Below are 15858 nucleotides of genomic sequence, written 5' to 3'. Positions count from 1 at the left end.
TCAAGCGGCCTCGGTACCCAGCGCCCGCTCCAGATCCACCTGCAGATCCCCCAACTCCTCCACCCCCACGCTCAGCCGCACCAGCGCATCGCTGATGCCCAGCTTCTCGCGGCGCTCGACCGGGATCGAGGCATGCGTCATCACCGCAGGATGGTTGACCAGGCTTTCCACGCCCCCCAGCGACTCGGCCAGGGTGAACAGTTCGGTCTTCTCGCAGAAACGCTTGGCCGCCTCGAAACCGCCCTTGAGCACGATCGAAACAATGCCGCCGTAGCCATTCATCTGGCGGGTCGCCAGTTCATGCTGCGGGTGCGAGGTCAGGCCGGGGTAGATGACCTTCTCGACGGCCGGGTGCTTTTCCAGCCACTGGGCCAGGGCCAGCGCGTTGGCGCAGTGTGCCTTCATGCGCAGCGGCAGGGTCTTCAGGCCGCGCAGGGCCAGGAAGCTGTCGAACGGCCCCTGCACCGCGCCGATGGAGTTCTGCAGGAAGGCCATCTGCTCGGCCAGTTCGGCGTTGTCACCGACCACCACCATGCCGCCGACCATGTCCGAGTGCCCGTTGAGGTACTTGGTGGCCGAGTGCAGGACCAGATCCGCGCCCTGCTCCAGCGGGCGCTGCAGCATCGGCGAGGCGAAGGTGTTGTCAACCACCACCAGCAGGTTGCGGCGCTTGGCGATCGCAGCGACTGCGGCGATGTCCACGATCTTCAGCATCGGGTTGGTCGGGGTCTCGATCCAGACCATCTTCGTCTGCGGGGTGATCGAGGCCTCGAACGCGGCCAGGTCGGTCAGGTCGACGAAGCTGAACTGCAGGCCGGCGGTGCGCTTACGCACGCGCTCGAACAGGCGGAAGGTGCCGCCATAGATGTCGTCCATCGCCACCACGTGGCTGCCGGCATCCAGCAGCTCCATCACCGTGGAGCTGGCGGCCATGCCCGAGGCGAACGCGTAACCGCGGCTACCGCCTTCCAGGGAGGCCACGCAACGCTCGTAGGCGAAGCGGGTGGGATTGTGGGTACGCGAGTACTCGAAGCCCTGGTGCTCGCCGGGGCTGGACTGGGCGTAGGTGGAGGTCGCATAGATCGGCGGCATCACCGCGCCGGTGCTCGGATCCGGCGATTGGCCGCCGTGGATGGCCAGGGTAGCCAGGGCGAGCGAGCGGTCGCCGTGCCCGGAAGAAGCGTGATCGGACATGTTGTTTCCCAGCAAGAGGAGCCCCCATGGGGGGCCCCGCAAAAGGAGCGGAAGTCTATCAGCGCTGGCTTAATCGGCCGTTGACGCGGATAAACATGGGTTCATTGCGACACAGACGCTTACTGTACGCGTCGGCGCAGGTAGTTCAGCAGGTCGATGCGGGTGATCAGGCCGAGGAAGTTGGCGCCATCCATGACGATGGCGACCTGGCCACGGTCGAACACCGGCAGCAGGGCCTCGATCGGGGATTTCACGTCCAGGCGGTCCAGCTTGCTGACCATCGCGGTGGCGACCGGGTCGCGGAAGCGGGCTTCGTCGCCGTACACATGCAGCAGGACGTCGCTTTCATCCACGATGCCGACCAGCTGGTCGCCGTCCATCACCGGCAGCTGCGACACGTCGTACAGCTTCATGCGCTGGTAGGCGGTGGTGAGCAGGTCGTTCGGGCCGATCACGACAGTATCGCGCTGGCCGTACGGGCGCAGGATCAGGTCGCGCAGGTCGCCGCTCTGCGGGCGCTCCAGGAAGCCGTTGTCCAGCATCCAGTAGTCGTTGTACATCTTGGACAGGTACTTGTTGCCGGTGTCGCAGACCAGCACCAGCACCTTCTTCGGGGTGGTCTGCTCTTTGCAGTACTTCAGCGCCGCGGCCAGCAGGGTGCCGGTGGACGAGCCGCCGAGGATGCCTTCCTTGCCCAGCAGCTCGCGCGCGGTATGGAAGCTCTCGGCATCGCTGATCGCGTAGGCCTTGGTGACGCGGCTGAAATCGGCGATCGAGGGCAGGAAGTCCTCGCCGATGCCTTCCACCAGCCAGCTGCCCGACTTGTCGTTGAGCACGCCGTCATTGATGTACTCGGCGAGGATCGAGCCGACCGGGTCGGCCAGGACCAGTTCGGTCTTCGGCGAGAGGGTGGAGAAGGCGCGCGACAGGCCGGTCATGGTGCCGGAGCTGCCACAGCCGAACACGATCGCGTCCAGGTCGCCGTCCATCTGCGCCAGGATTTCCGGGCCGGTGCCGAACTCATGCGCGGCCGGGTTGTCCGGATTGCCGAACTGGTTGATGAAGTACGCGCCGGGGGTTTCCTCGGCCACGCGCTTGGCCATGTCCTGGTAGTACTCGGGGTGCCCCTTGGCCACATCCGAACGGGTCAGGCGCACTTCGGCGCCCATCGCCTTGAGGTTGAAGATCTTCTCGCGGCTCATCTTGTCCGGCACGACCAGGATCAGCTTGTAGCCCTTCTGCTGGGCGACCAGCGCCAGGCCCAGGCCGGTGTTGCCGGCGGTGCCCTCGACCAGGGTCGCGCCCGGCTTAAGGTCGCCACGCTGCTCGGCGGCTTCAATCATCGACAGGCCGATGCGGTCCTTGATCGATCCTCCGGGATTGGCACTCTCGAGCTTCAGGTAAAGCTCGCAGACACCGGTATCCAGGCGCTGGGCCTTGACGATCGGGGTCTGGCCAATGAGTTCGAGTACGGAGGAGTGGATTGCCATCGGTTCACATCGATTCGCGCCGCAATGCGGCCGGACCGGTGATTATCCGACGGTTGGCGGCGAAAGTCAGGTTGCCGCGTTCATCAAGCGGCGCGGACGGCACCGGTCGACGAGGAGACCGGAACCGCCCGCGACGTAGGGCAGCAAGGGGGGTCAGTGCACGGGGGAGGCGTACATCCGTTCCAGTTTCTGCTTGGCCAGCAGCTTTTCACGCTTCATCTGTCCCAGGGTGAGGCTGTCTATCGGAAGCACACCCAGCTCGGCATCCATGCACTTCTTGTTCAACTTCTGGTGCCGTTCGTAGAGCGCCTTGAATTCAGGATCCTGCTTGCGCCGTGCGTCGATATCGCTCTGGGGCTGACCTTCAAACATGATGAACCTCCTATCGCTTCTGCAGAAACAAGAACGCCCCGGCCTGACGGCACGGGGCGCTGCTTGGGGCGGAGTGCCGGACAACCCTGACCTGCGAACCCGCAGCGGCGGCCAGTAGAGACTGGACCTCGGACTGCTGTGATTCGTGGCGCTGGTGCATTGCCGGCCCTCCTATCGTCCGGGACGCGGAAGGCGACCCGGACAACTGACCCTACGCTTGCTTCGGGGCCGGTTCAACCCTTTCAAACGATATCGTCGACCCCGCCTAAGCGGGGTTCAGGCTGAACGCGCAGAACAACGAAAATTAAACAAAAACAACCAGTTGCGTCATGACCCCTGCGCATGACGCAGCACCGGTCCGGCATCAGGGCGCGATGATGACCTCGGCCGAGCGGGCCTTGGTCGCGGCGGCCTTCTTGCCGCTGACCTGCAACCGGCTGGCACTGACACCAGCCGCCACGAGCGCATCGCGCAGGGCCTCGGCGCGCTGCTGGCCGACACCGGCCGCGGCGTCGTACGCCTCGATCCGGACCCGGCCCTTCTTGCCGATGTTCAGGTACTCGGCCAAGGCCTTGGCCTGGCCCTTGGCACCGCCGGACAGGCTGCCCTTGCCGGCCGCGAAAGCATCGCCGTTGAAGGTGAACACTTCGCCGCGGCTGTCGAACTTGGAGCCCGGCAGCTTGCTGCCCGCCACCAGCTCGGCTTCCTCACGGGCCAGCTTGGCCGCGTTCTGCTGGGCGGCGCTCAGTCGCGCGGTCTGCTTGCCAGCCACGCTGGTCAGCGCGGTTTCGGCATCCTGGCGGGCCAGCGCTTCCTGCTCGGCCGCCTGGCGCAGGCGCTCGCTTTCCTCGGCCTGGATCTGGGCCTGCACGCGCAGGCGCTCGGCTTCCTGGCGGGCACGCTGGGCATCGCGGCGGCTGGCTTCGATCAGCAGCTCGCTGCGGGTGCGTTCAAGCTGATCCACCTCACGCTGGGCCAGCGCGGCACGGACACTGGTCTCGGCGATCTCGACCCGGCGCTCGGCCAGGTAACGGGCCTGGTCCTGGTCGCGGCGCTTGGCCTTGGCCAGATCGGCCACGGCCTGCTGGGCCTGCAAGCGCTCGAAGGCGGCCAGCTGGGCCGCATCCGGGTTGGACTGGATCGCCATCAGACGCTGGGTCAGCTGGGCCACGGCCGGGTCATCGGCGGCCTGGACCATCAGCGGCAGGCTGAGGCTGGCGGCCAGCAGCAGGCAGGGCATGCGCATCTTGGTGGACATCATCAGCGGTCTTCCCCGGTGGCCAACTGGCGCTGCAGCTGGCTGACTTCATTGCGGCGCAGCTGCAGCTGCGCGGTGGCGGTGGCTTCTTCGCTGCGGGCGCGGGCCAGGTCGGCATCGACCGTGGCGCGAACGGCCAGTATCGGCGCGTTCTTGCGCTCGCGGCGGTCGCCAGCGGCACGCTGGGCCTGCTCCAGACCCTGGCGGGCCACGGCGATCAGGTCCGGGGCGTACTGGTCGGCATCGGCCTGGGTGGCCTTGTCGACCGCCTGCTGGGCCTGCATCAGCTCCAGGGCGCCATCCTGCGCTTGTGCGGCACCAGAGAGCGCGAATGCGCACACCGTCACATACAGGGCCCGTCGTATTTGTGCGAAGCTAGGTTTCATTGGGGGTGCCGTCGCCAGAAGTTGTGTGCACGGCCATTGTCGGAAGCCTGCGGTGCGCTTGCAATGGCAAGCCGCTGATTGTTGGGGAAACATTTCGCATGGATATCGGCTATTTCCTGAAGCTGATGACCGAAAAGAACGCGTCGGACATGTTCTTGACGACCGGAGCACCGGTATACATCAAGATCGAGGGGAAACTCTATCCGCTGGGCAATACCGGGCTGCCGCCCGGGATGGTCAAGAAGATCGCCTACTCGTTGATGGATGAAGGCCAGGCCCCGCAGTTCGAGCGCGAGCTCGAGCTCAACATGGCCATTGCCCTGCCCGATGCCGGGCGCTTCCGCGTCAACGTGTTCAAGCAGCGCGGCGAGGTCGGCATGGTGATCCGTGCGATCCGCAGCAAGATCCCCAGCATCGAAGAGCTCAACCTGCCGCAGGTGCTCAAGGACGTCATCATGACGCCACGCGGGCTGGTGCTGGTGGTCGGCTCGACCGGCTCGGGCAAGTCCACCTCGCTGGCCTCGATGATCGACCACCGCAACAGCACCACCACCGGGCACATCCTCACCATCGAGGACCCGATCGAGTACCTGCACAAGCACAAGATGTCGATCGTGAACCAGCGCGAGGTCGGGCTGGACACGCACACCTTCCACGACGCGTTGAAGAACGCGATGCGCGAAGCGCCCGATGTCATCCTGATCGGCGAAATCCTGGATGCGGAAACGATGGAAGCGGCCATCGCCTTCGCCGAAACCGGGCACCTGTGCCTGGCCACCCTGCACTCCAACAACGCCGACCAGACCATCGAGCGCATCCTCAACTTCTTCCCTGAGAGTGCACATCGCAACGTGCTGATGAACCTCTCGCTGAACCTGCGCGCGGTGGTCTCCCAGCGCCTGGTCAAGGGCAAGGACGGGCGCCGCCTGCCGGCCACCGAAGTGCTGATCAATACGCCGATGATCCGCGACCTGCTGCGCCGCGGCCAGGTGCACGAGATCAAGGCGGCGATGGAAGCCTCGCTGGAAGAAGGCATGGAGAGCTTCGACCAGTGCCTGTTCCGGATGGCCAAGAACGGCATCATCGAGCAGGAGGAAGCGCTGCGCGCGGCCGATTCGCGCGATGGCCTGGCGTTGAAGTTCCGGCTGTCCGAAGGCGGCAGCGGCGAGCACGATCCGTACGCGGATTTCTCGGCCAACAGCGCACCGGCGTCGATCACCCACGGGTTCTGACGGCTAAGCCCCCACCGTTGGCGGGGGCAATGGGCCAGGCGCATCGACCAACGGTCGATGCCTACCCGTCACCCTGCGTCGATCTGATGCTCGGGCCGCGCCGCGTCGAAGGCCGGCAGCGCCAGGCACGCCGCCTCGATCCGCTGCAGGGTCGGGTACGGCGCCAGCGCCAGGCCGAACCGGTGCGCGTTGTACAGCTGCGGCACCAGGCAGGCATCGGCCAGCCCGGGCTGGTCGCCATGGCAGAACGTACCCGTCGCCAGATGATCGGCCAGCAGCGTTTCCATCGCCGCCAAGCCCTCCGCCATCCAGTGCAGCGTCCACGCCGTGCGCGCCTCGGCGCTTGCCTGCAGCGTGCGCTCCAGATACTGCATCACCCGCAGGTTGTTGAGCGGGTGGAGGTCGCAGGCCACCAGTTGGGCCAGCGCACGCACGCGCGCCCTGCCCTCGGCGTCGCTGGGCAGCAACGGCGTGGCCGGGAACACCTCGTCGAGGTACTCCAGGATCGCCATCGACTGCTGCAGGACCCGGCCGCCATGGCGCAGGGTCGGCACCAGTTCCTGCGGGTTGAGCGCGGCATAGGCCGCGCTGTGCTGCTCACCGCCCTCGCGGACCAGGTGCACCGGGGTGATCCGGTGCGGAAGGCCCTTGAGGTTCAGCCCGATACGCACGCGGTAGGCCGCGCTGGACCGCCAGTAACTGAAGAGTTCGATCGGTTCCATGACGGTCCCCGCCGCGGCGCTCAGGGCTTGGCCGCCTGCTCGATGCGCTGCTCGATCGCACCGAAGATGCTGTCGCCGGCCGCATCGAACATCTCGATCCGCACCACGTCGCCGAAGGACATGAAGGGCGTGCTCGGCTTGCCGTCGCGCAGGGTTTCCACGGTGCGCTGTTCGGCGAAGCAGGAGGCGCCCTTGCTGGTGTCTTCGTTGGCGATGGTGCCCGAGCCGACGATCGCACCGGCGCCCAGCGGGCGGGTCTTGGCCGCGTGCGCGACCAGCTGGGCGAAGTTGAACTGCATGTCCACACCCGCTTCCGGCGCGCCAAACCAGGTGCCATTGATGTGGGTGACCAGCGGCAGGTGGACCTTGCTGTCCTGCCACGCCTCGCCGAGTTCATCGGGGGTGACGAACACCGGCGACAACGCCGAGCGCGGCTTGGACTGCAGGAAGCCGAAGCCCTTGGCCAGCTCGCCCGGGATCAGGTTGCGCAGCGAGACATCGTTGACCAGGCCGATCAGCTGGATATGGCCGGCGGCCTGCTCGGGCGTCACCGCCATCGGCACGTCGTCGGTGATCACCACCAGCTCGGCTTCCAGATCGATCCCGTATTCCTCGCTGACCACCTTGACCGCATCGCGCGGGCCGTAAAAGCCGGCACTGGTGGCCTGGTACATCAGTGGATCGGTGTAGAAGCTTTCCGGCACCTCGGCGCCACGGGCGCGGCGCACGCGGGCCACGTGCGGCAGGTAGGCGCTGCCGTCGACGAACTCATAGGAACGCGGCAGCGGGGCGGCCAGCGCCTGCAGGTCGATATCGAACACGCCGTCGGCGTCGCCGTCGTTCAGCGATTCGTACAGGGCGTTCAGTCGCGGCGCCAGGTGGCTCCAGTCTTCCAGGGCCTGCTGCAGGGTCGCGGCGATGCCGGTGGCGCGCACGCCCTGGCGCAGATCGCGCGAGACCACGATCAGGGTGCCGTCGCGGCCGCCTTCCTTCAAAGAACCAAGCTTCATGGGTGGGTATCCGGGATCGCGAAAATAGGTTTCAAGTGTAATCAAATGGTTGACGGGCCTACCAGCTGCACCGCCGCATCGCCTTACCGTAATGCATTGCCTACGCGCAGGAGCAGCCACGCATGGCGTGGCTCTACCGTTCCGCCCCCCTCCTTCCAAGCTGAACAGGGGGGTTTGGTATGGGTCTCAAACATCCGTTAGACTATCCGGGTCTGCAGCGGCCGTCCGTTTCCCTTCGGGATCGCCGGCGATATGGATCAAACGATCCGTCGCCCGCCCCCACTCCGACGCCATTCGTCATGCATTCCAGTCTGCGCACCGCGTCGACTGCACCCAATTCTCGCAGCGCGGTTTACGGGAACGCTCCGAGTCAGCCGATCACATTGATCTGCCTCGCGTCCGGCCATTCGGCCTGGCGTTACTTTGTCTTTGGAGCTTCCACCCGATGTCTTTTGAATCCTTGGGCCTTGCCCCGTTCCTGCTGCGCGCGTTGGCCGAGCAGGGCTACGAAACCCCCACCCCGATCCAGGAGCAGGCCATCCCGCTCGCCCTGGAAGGCCGCGACCTGCTGGCCGGCGCACAGACCGGTACCGGCAAGACCGCCGCGTTCGGCCTGCCGCTGCTGCAGCACCTGGGCACCAACCCGCAGGCCGTCGATGGCCCGCGCCGCCCGCGTGCGCTGGTGCTGACCCCGACCCGCGAGCTGGCCACCCAGGTGCATGACAGCCTGCGCGGCTACAGCAAGTACCTGCGCATCCCGAGCGCCTGCATCTACGGCGGCGTCGGCATGGGCAACCAGTTCGACGTGCTGCGCCGTGGCGTGGACCTGCTGGTCGCCTGCCCGGGCCGCCTGATCGATCACATCGAGCGCCGCAGCGTCGACCTTTCCGGCATCGAAATCCTGGTGCTGGACGAAGCCGACCGCATGCTCGACATGGGCTTCCTGCCGTCGATCAAGAAGATCCTCGCCAAGCTGCCGCGCCAGAACCGTCAGACCCTGCTGTTCTCGGCGACCTTCGAAGAGAGCATCAAGCAGCTGGCGCTGGAGTTCATGCGCAACCCGGAGCAGATCCAGGTCACGCCGAAGAACACCGTTGCCGAGAACATCAGCCACCACGTGCACCCGGTCGATGGCCCGCGCAAGCGCGAGCTGTTGCTGCACCTGCTGGCCCAGGACAGCCGTGAGCAGACCCTGGTGTTCGGCCGTACCAAGCACGGCTGCGACAAGCTGGCCATGTTCCTGGACAAGTCCGGCATCAAGACCGCGGCGATCCACGGCAACAAGAGCCAGGGCCAGCGCCTGCGTGCGCTGGGTGACTTCAAGGCCGGCCGCGTGACCGTGCTGGTGGCCACCGATATCGCCGCGCGCGGCATCGACATCAACGAGCTGCCGAAGGTCATCAACTATGACCTGCCGATGGTGGCCGAGGATTACGTGCACCGCATCGGCCGTACCGGCCGTAACGGCTCGACCGGCCAGGCGATCTCGCTGGTGGCGCAGGACGAGGCCAAGCTGCTGCGCCAGATCGTGCGCCTGCTCGACAAGGACATGGACATCCGCGACGTGCCGGGCTTCGAGCCGCAGACCCCGATCCGCTGGGGCAACAGCGCGCCGGGCAAGGCCGAACTGCCGGGTGGCGATCGCTCGCCGCGCAAGCATGCACGTCGCCCGCACGCCGAGGCCCCGCGCCACGCCCATGCCGGCCCGAAGAAGGCCGGTGGCGGTCAGCGTGATGGCGCCGGCCGCGGTGCACCGCGCGGTGGCCAGCCGCAGGGCCAGCGCCGTGGCGGTGGCAATGCCGGCGGTGGCCGCAGCCAGGGTGGCGGTGGCGGTCGCGCCAGCTGATTCCTTCGGGCATCGCTGAAACGTAGAAAGGGCGACGCATCTGCGTCGCCCTTTTTTTGTTTGTCTGGCGCCGGCCAGCGGCCGGCACTACCGGCCCGGCCGTTGGCGCCTGTACGGCTGTGGCTCGGCGCCCCGACTCAGAAGCTGTAGGCCACCGTGATCCGTGCATTGCGGCCCGGCTCGCTGTAGCGGCCGATGCCCTCATCGTTGACGTAGCCGTAGAGCGTGTTGCTGCCCTTGTTGACGTTGCGCACGCGCTGCCAGAGGTAGTACGTCTCGTTGGTCAGGTTGTAGAGGCCAGCGCTGAGCTTCCACTGCGGGGTGACGTTCCAGGTGCCATACAGATCCAGCACGGTGTAGCCATCGGCCTTGTCGACGAAGGCCGGCGTGGTGACCTTACCGGTGGCGTCGGTGGTGTAGGCGTCCTTGGTCTTCTTGGCCACGGCATGGGTCACGCTGGCGGTGAGGTTCCACACCGGCGAGGGGGCATAGCGCACGCCGAGCACGGCGCTGGCCGGCACGATGCTCTCCAGCGGATCGCCATTGCGCTTCTCGCCTTTGGCGTAGGACGCGGCCAGTCGCGAGGACCACGCATCACTGATCTGCCAGCGGCCCTCGAGCTCCGCGCCCTTGACCGTCACTTCGCCCGCGTTGGTCGGCATCGTGTAGTTGCGCGAGTACAGCACCGGACCGGTCGCCGTCGTGCGGAAACCACCTGGTACCGACTGGACCAGGTTGGTGTACTCGATGAAGTTCTCGTAGCGGTCGCGGAACACCGACAGGCCCAGCTGCGCGCGGTCCGTGCTCCAGCGGTAGCCGAACTCGAGGTTCAGGCTCTTTTCCGCCTCCAGGTCCGGATTGGACACGGTGTCGTTGAGCAGCAGCGGCTGGCCGTTCTGCGCGTTGATCACCTGGGTGGCGCTGGTCGGCGAGTACATGTCCGCCACAGTGGGCGCACGGAAGCCACGACCCACCTGGGCCCACAGCGCGTGATCGGGCAGGAAGCGGTATTCCGCGCCCAGCTGCCAGCTCGGCGAGGCGAAGCTCACATCACGCACGGTGCCGGTGCGGTCCACGAAGGTGGCATCCACCTGCGGCGCGTAATCGTAACGGTCGTAGCGCGCTCCCGCGCTGAGGGTCAGTCGTTCGTCGAGCAGCTGCACGCTGTCGCGCAGGTACAGGTTCCAGGCGGTGACGTCGGTCTTGGGCACCTGGCGCGGATCGATCTCCACCGAGGCCACGGCACCAGCAGCATTCCAGCGCGTGTCGACGGCAGTGAAATCAATGTCGCGCTGCTGCCAGGCCAGGCCGTAGACCACGTCGTGGCGTGCGCCTGCGGTGGCAAACACCTTGCTGAAATCGGCCGCGGCACGGTCCAGGGTCTGCTTGGTGGAGCGGTTCTCGCTGCGCAGGCACGGCGTGGCGCCGCCCGGGCAGCCGCTGCCGGCCACGATGGTGGTGATGCCACGGCTGTCGGTGACCTGCCGGTCCACCTGCGCATCCAGGGTATCGAACAGCGCGTTGTCGGCCCGCCACTGGTAGTTCACCCCGTAGCGGTCACGGTCGTTGGTGTCATGGCCTTTGCGCGACAGGTAACCCGGTGCATAGACACGCGACAGGTTGTCCACGTCGTTGGTGGCGCGGCCACGCTCGTACAGAAAGCCCAGCGTATTGGCCTCGTCGAGCTGCAGGTCGAGCTTGCCGAGCAGGTTGTCGCGGGTGCTGTCGACCGGATCGGGGGTACGGCGACCGACCCCGATCCGGTCGTTCGTGGTGTCGTACCACGACTCGGATTCATGGCCTTCGCGACGGGTGTAGACCAGCATCGATTCGACGAAGCCGGTGCGGTTGGCGACGGTCAGCGTGCCCATGGTTTCGTCGTTGGCGCCGGAGTACCCCGCCTTGAATCCAAGGTGGGTATCGTTGCCGCTCGCCTTGAGATAGTCGGCCGGGTCCTTGGTGGTGAACACCACCGCGCCGCCCAGTGCGCCGCTGCCGGCGCTGATCGAATCGGCGCCCTTGATCACGGCCAGGCTCTTGAGCGTATCGATGTCCACATCGCCGCGGCCACCGCGGAAGAACTCATAGGAACGCGCGGTTTCCACCGATTCGCCCAGGCTCAGGCCATCGACGGTGATCGCCACGCGGTCGCTTTCCAGACCACGGATGTTGAAGCCGTTATCGCCGAAACGGCCCATGTCCACGATGCTGACACCGGGGATGTAGCGGATCGCCTCTTCCATCGTATTGGCCATCTCGCTGTCGAGATCGGCCGAAGTGAGCACGGTGACGTTCTGGTTGGCCGAGCGCGTTTTCTTGGCGCGCTCAGCCTGCACACGCACGGTATCGAGCGTGCTGGCATCGTTGACGGTTTCAGCGTGCACGGTGACGGACAGGCCGGCGGCAACCGCCATGGCCAGCAGGGTGAGGGACGACTTCATGATCAAGCTCCGCAGGAGAGGTAGGGAATGGCGTGAACGCCGCGGTTGGCGGCGGGCCGTTCCTGGCTGCGGCGATCAGTGGATCGAGCGGGGCTGGGAGGCACAAGGACGCGCGGGGAATCGCGCGCCGGAATCATCGTTGGCTGATACGTGGCACGTGCACGGCACGTCCGGGCCGCTAGCGGTTGCCGTTGGCCGAGTGCGCGCCGGCGACCGGCTCCGGATCGCCCGCATCGACGACGCCATCACCGTTGCTGTCGGCACGGTCGAACATGCGCTTGCCCGAGAGCTGGTACTCGGCGAACGTCATGTGGCCATCGGCGTCCTTGTCCAGCGAGGCGAAGCGCACGCGGGCCTGGCGCTCGGCATCGGCACGGACACGCTGGCGCTGGTGGTCCAGGCGGCCGTCAAACTCGGCGGTGTACTCGGCCAGCGACAGCGTGCCGTCGCCGTCGGTATCGGTGGCGGCGAAGCTCGCTGCACGCACTGCATCGAACTCTGCGCGATCGACCGCGCCGTCCTTGTTGCGGTCGTACAGTTCCAGCATGCCGTTGGCGGTATGCGAGGTCGGCATCTTCAACGGATCGCGCGAAGACGCCGCGGCCGTCTCCTGCGTGGCGTTCTGGGATGTTTCATAGCTGGCCCAGGTACGTTCGCCGGCGGCATCGTACTCGGCACGGCTGATCGCGCCGTTGTTGTCGCGGTCCAACGCTTTGAAGCGGGTGTCGGTCTGGCGCAGGTGGCCGGCGCGTGCGTCGGCCAGACGCACGTCGAAGCGCTGCAGGTACTCGTCGACGTATTCCTGTTCGTCGACATGACCGTCGTGGTTGCGGTCGGTCTGGGCGTAACGCTGTTTGCGGAAGGCCTCGAACTGGGCCCAGCTGACGCTGTCGGTGCCGTTGGTGGCGAACTGTGCGAGGAAGGCGGCGGCGGTCGGCGAGGCGGTGGCGGTCTTGCTGGCCGGCTGCGCGAGGACGGCCGGGGCCAGCACCAGGGCCATCAGGGCAGCGGTGAGCGGGACGATCTTCATGGTGGTTCCCTGGAGAAAGGACGGTGACGGTTCGAGGACGCGGATGCGCAACCCGGGAGGGGTTGGCGTGAATCGGCGCGACGGTACCGGTGACGCTCATGTCCAGCGTGAGCGGGCGCCATCCTATTCTTATTGCGAATGATTCGCAATACGGGATTTTCACAGGGGCTGTGATGGGGCGGAATGAACACAGCCGACGGGGAGTCGGCTGTGTGGGTGGGGGGTCGGGAGCCGGCCAGCGGCCGGCACTACCGGTGGGCGTGTCAGCCGCGCGGCTTGGTCGGGTTGAGCTGGTTGCCGAAGAAGATCGCGTTCAACAGCAGGCGCTCGGTGCCGTGCCAGTACTTGCGGTGCGCCGGATCATCGGCGAACAGCACCACATTGCCCTGCCCCTGCGGCGAGACCACCAGCCACGCGGCACCGGCGACGCGGCTGCGGTTTCGCTCGGAAAGGTACCCGTTGACCTTCGGCGCCTCGTCGATGCGCACCACGGTAGAGAACGGGTTGCGGCTGGGCTGGAAGCTCAGGCCGTTTTCCTTGTTCACCGCCAGCTGCCGACGCGGTACGCCGAAGCCCAGCGGATGGGTGTTGTCCACGTCCGCGCTGAGGATGTTGCCGCTCACCCGCTCGATCGCCGCGATGTCGCGCTGGTCACCGAACGCGCGCCGCGCTGCGTCCGGCGCCTTCTCCTCCGGCCCCAGCACTTCGTCGCTGAGCTTCTGCTCGATCGCCCAGCGCGCGGCCGTGCCGTAGGTGATCAGCGAGCCACCGGCATTGATCCAGCGCTTGAGCGCCGCCACGGCGGTGGCGTCCACGCCGGCATAGGTACCGCCGGCCAGGACAATGGTGGTGTAGCGGTCCAGGGTGATCTTGCCCAACTGGGCCGGGTCGATCTTGCTGGCCGGCAACTGCAGGTGCTGATCCAGCAGGAACCACGCCGAGCCGATCTCGGTGGCGCTGACGCCCTCGCCCATCACCAGCGCCACCGCCGGCTTGCGCAGTGCCTTGACGCTGTCACTGCCCAGATCGATGCCACCGCGGCTCTGCCCGCTGGACAGCGCCTGGATGTGCACGCCACTGCTGCGTGCGACCGCATCGACCGCGGCAAGCAGCTCGGCACCGGCCAGCGGCTGGCCCGCGACCGGCACCACCACGCTGCCATAGCCGAATGACTGCTCGCCCTGCACGGTGGCCGCGGTGAACGGCTGGAAGGCTGCGCGGGTCACCACGCCCTTGGCCTGCAGCGCATACAGCGCGCGGCTGGCGTTGTAATCGCGCCAATCGAATACGTAGGCGTAGCCCGCCTGGCCGCCAACCACGCCACCGTTGGCGGCCGGTACGCTGGCCACACGCTCGCCACCGGCAATCCGGCTGCGGCTTGCGGCGAAGGCGATACCGTAGGCCGGCGCGATCGCATAGGAGGTGCTGCCGTAGAACACATCGCCCTTGATCGGCGGGGTGTCGGCGAAGATCGAATGCACGAGGCGGAACTGCGGCTGCGCGGCCTGGACGACGTACGCGCTGCCCGGCTCGAAGCGCAGCCCATCCACGGTGATCGGGGCGCTCAACGCCTGCACCGTGATCTGGTGTTGCAGCAGCAGATCCAGCAGCCGCTGGGTCAGGCCCGGATCAGCCGCGTCGCCGAACACGAAGGACTTCACCGGCTGCTGGTTGGCCTGCTTCAGCGCGGACTGGAAGAAGTCCTTCTGCAGCTTCAGCAGCCCGTCGCGTTCGGTCACTGCGCCGCGCACCGTGCCCAGTCCGGTCGCCACCTGGTTGCGGATGGTGAAGCCGAAGGTCAGCAGGCCGTTGACCGATTCCTGCACGCGGCCGCGCGAGCTGGCCTGCTCCACGGTCACGCCGACCGCACCGTGGAAGTCCGGGTAGGTCGAGCCATACACCGGCGAGAAGTTGTCGAAGTTCTCCCCGGTGTAATACAGCGAGCCCAGTTCATCCAGCGATTGGGCGTGGTACTTGGCCAGGGTCTTGTTGAAGTCATACGACGCCGCCGGAATCAGCGGGCTGTGCATGCTCGCCGGTGACGGTTCGAAGTAGTAGGTGCTGTCCTTGCCCATCTCGTGGAAATCGATCTGGACGTTGGGGTACCACTGGTGGAAATAGGCGATCTTCGGCCGCGTGTCCTGCTGGGTCAGCGCCAGCCAGTCGCGGTTGAGATCGGTGAAGTAGTGATTGGTGCGGCCCTGCGGGAACGGTTCGACATGTTCCTTGTCGGCCGGATCGGCCGAGGCAGGCGAGGAGGCATAGGCGTTGTGCCAGCTTGCCGCGCGGTCGCGCCCATCCGGGTTCTGCGCCGGATCGAACAGCACCACCGCCTGCTGCAGCCACTGCGCCGTCTCCGCGCTGCGGTTGGCGACCAGGTAGTAGGCGGTCAGCATCGCCGCTTCACCGCTGGAGGTTTCATTGCCGTGCACGCTGTAACCCAGCCACACCACCACCGGGCTGTTGCCGGCGGCCGAGAGCGGCTGCGCCGGATCGGCCAGGGTGACGTGCTGGCGGCGCAGCGTATCCAGGTTCTGCAGGTTCTGCGCCGAGGTCACCGTGGCGATCAGCAGCGGGCGGCCCTCGTAGCTGCGGCCGATCTCTTCCACCTTGATCTTGTCCGAGTGCCTGGCCAGTTCGTTGAAGTAGGCCACCAGCTGATCGTGCCGCGTGTAACGGCTGCCGATCTCATAGCCGAGAAACTGCTGGGGCGTGGGCACGGCCGGATCAAAATCACCACTGCCCGGGAAGAAGTACGCGCTCTGCGCGGACGCAGGCGCAGCGAACACAGACAGCACCAGCGCCAACCAGGCGATGGGAGACAGCAGACGACGTTGCAAAGACACAGCGATTCCCCGAAAGACGGGCCGGTTCCTT

12 protein-coding genes are annotated in these 15858 nt (G+C 66.5%); 2 read left to right on the top strand and 10 right to left on the bottom strand.

The window, feature by feature from the left end:
* The 5 genes from ABE483_RS06905 to ABE483_RS06885 all read right to left on the bottom strand — a co-directional run bounded on the left by ABE483_RS06905 (nucleotide 1) and on the right by ABE483_RS06885 (nucleotide 4700).
* Nucleotides 1–1194, bottom strand: coding sequence for a cystathionine gamma-synthase (locus tag ABE483_RS06905; RefSeq protein ID WP_346481398.1), 1194 nt, complete (start codon nucleotides 1192–1194; stop codon nucleotides 1–3).
* Nucleotides 1195–1313: 119 nt separating this feature from the next.
* Nucleotides 1314–2684: a pyridoxal-phosphate dependent enzyme gene (locus ABE483_RS06900; RefSeq protein ID WP_102788976.1), complete on the bottom strand. Its 1371-nt coding sequence runs from the start codon at nucleotides 2682–2684 to the stop codon at nucleotides 1314–1316.
* A 153-nt stretch (nucleotides 2685–2837) separates the two neighbouring features.
* Complete coding sequence (locus ABE483_RS06895; protein ID WP_019182593.1) at nucleotides 2838–3056, bottom strand: YdcH family protein; 219 nt, start codon at nucleotides 3054–3056, stop codon at nucleotides 2838–2840.
* A 364-nt stretch (nucleotides 3057–3420) separates the two neighbouring features.
* A complete protein-coding gene (locus tag ABE483_RS06890) occupies nucleotides 3421–4302 on the bottom strand; it encodes a hypothetical protein (protein WP_167390370.1) in 882 nt (293 codons plus the stop codon).
* A gap of 14 nt (nucleotides 4303–4316) precedes the next feature.
* On the bottom strand, nucleotides 4317–4700 hold the full coding sequence (locus tag ABE483_RS06885; RefSeq protein WP_167390367.1) for a DUF4398 domain-containing protein: 384 nt from the start codon (nucleotides 4698–4700) through the stop codon (nucleotides 4317–4319).
* A gap of 98 nt (nucleotides 4701–4798) precedes the next feature.
* On the opposite strand from ABE483_RS06885, the gene ABE483_RS06880 reads away from it, so the two are divergent.
* Nucleotides 4799–5932 carry a PilT/PilU family type 4a pilus ATPase gene (locus ABE483_RS06880; protein WP_313212083.1) on the top strand — a complete coding sequence of 378 codons (1134 nt, stop codon included), beginning with the start codon at nucleotides 4799–4801 and terminating at the stop codon, nucleotides 5930–5932.
* Between the two features lie 68 nt (nucleotides 5933–6000).
* On the opposite strand, the gene maiA is transcribed toward ABE483_RS06880, so the two are convergent.
* Nucleotides 6001–6654: a maleylacetoacetate isomerase gene (gene maiA, locus ABE483_RS06875; RefSeq protein WP_346481397.1), complete on the bottom strand. Its 654-nt coding sequence runs from the start codon at nucleotides 6652–6654 to the stop codon at nucleotides 6001–6003.
* 20 nt (nucleotides 6655–6674) lie between these two features.
* Nucleotides 6675–7664 (bottom strand): fumarylacetoacetate hydrolase family protein, encoded by a 990-nt coding sequence (locus tag ABE483_RS06870; RefSeq protein WP_313212085.1) that lies wholly within the window; start codon nucleotides 7662–7664, stop codon nucleotides 6675–6677.
* Nucleotides 7665–8109: 445 nt separating this feature from the next.
* Here ABE483_RS06870 and ABE483_RS06865 point away from each other — a divergent pair, with 445 nt between their 5' ends.
* Nucleotides 8110–9510 (top strand): DEAD/DEAH box helicase, encoded by a 1401-nt coding sequence (locus tag ABE483_RS06865; protein ID WP_346481396.1) that lies wholly within the window; start codon nucleotides 8110–8112, stop codon nucleotides 9508–9510.
* Between the two features lie 137 nt (nucleotides 9511–9647).
* Here the strand turns inward: ABE483_RS06865 and ABE483_RS06860 are convergent, their stop codons facing one another.
* The 3 genes from ABE483_RS06860 to ABE483_RS06850 all read right to left on the bottom strand — a co-directional run bounded on the left by ABE483_RS06860 (nucleotide 9648) and on the right by ABE483_RS06850 (nucleotide 15809).
* Entirely contained in the window at nucleotides 9648–11951 is a 2304-nt protein-coding gene (locus tag ABE483_RS06860; RefSeq protein ID WP_346481395.1) for a TonB-dependent hemoglobin/transferrin/lactoferrin family receptor, read from the bottom strand.
* Nucleotides 11952–12129: 178 nt separating this feature from the next.
* Nucleotides 12130–12981 (bottom strand): EF-hand domain-containing protein, encoded by an 852-nt coding sequence (locus ABE483_RS06855; protein WP_346481394.1) that lies wholly within the window; start codon nucleotides 12979–12981, stop codon nucleotides 12130–12132.
* 263 nt (nucleotides 12982–13244) lie between these two features.
* Entirely contained in the window at nucleotides 13245–15809 is a 2565-nt protein-coding gene (locus ABE483_RS06850; RefSeq protein ID WP_346481425.1) for a M14 family zinc carboxypeptidase, read from the bottom strand.
* Between the last annotated feature and the right edge of the window lie 49 nt (nucleotides 15810–15858).

Source organism: Stenotrophomonas sp. TWI602 (genome assembly GCF_039674045.1).
GTDB lineage: Bacteria > Pseudomonadota > Gammaproteobacteria > Xanthomonadales > Xanthomonadaceae > Stenotrophomonas.
This window is presented reverse-complemented; position numbering and strand designations above follow the sequence as displayed.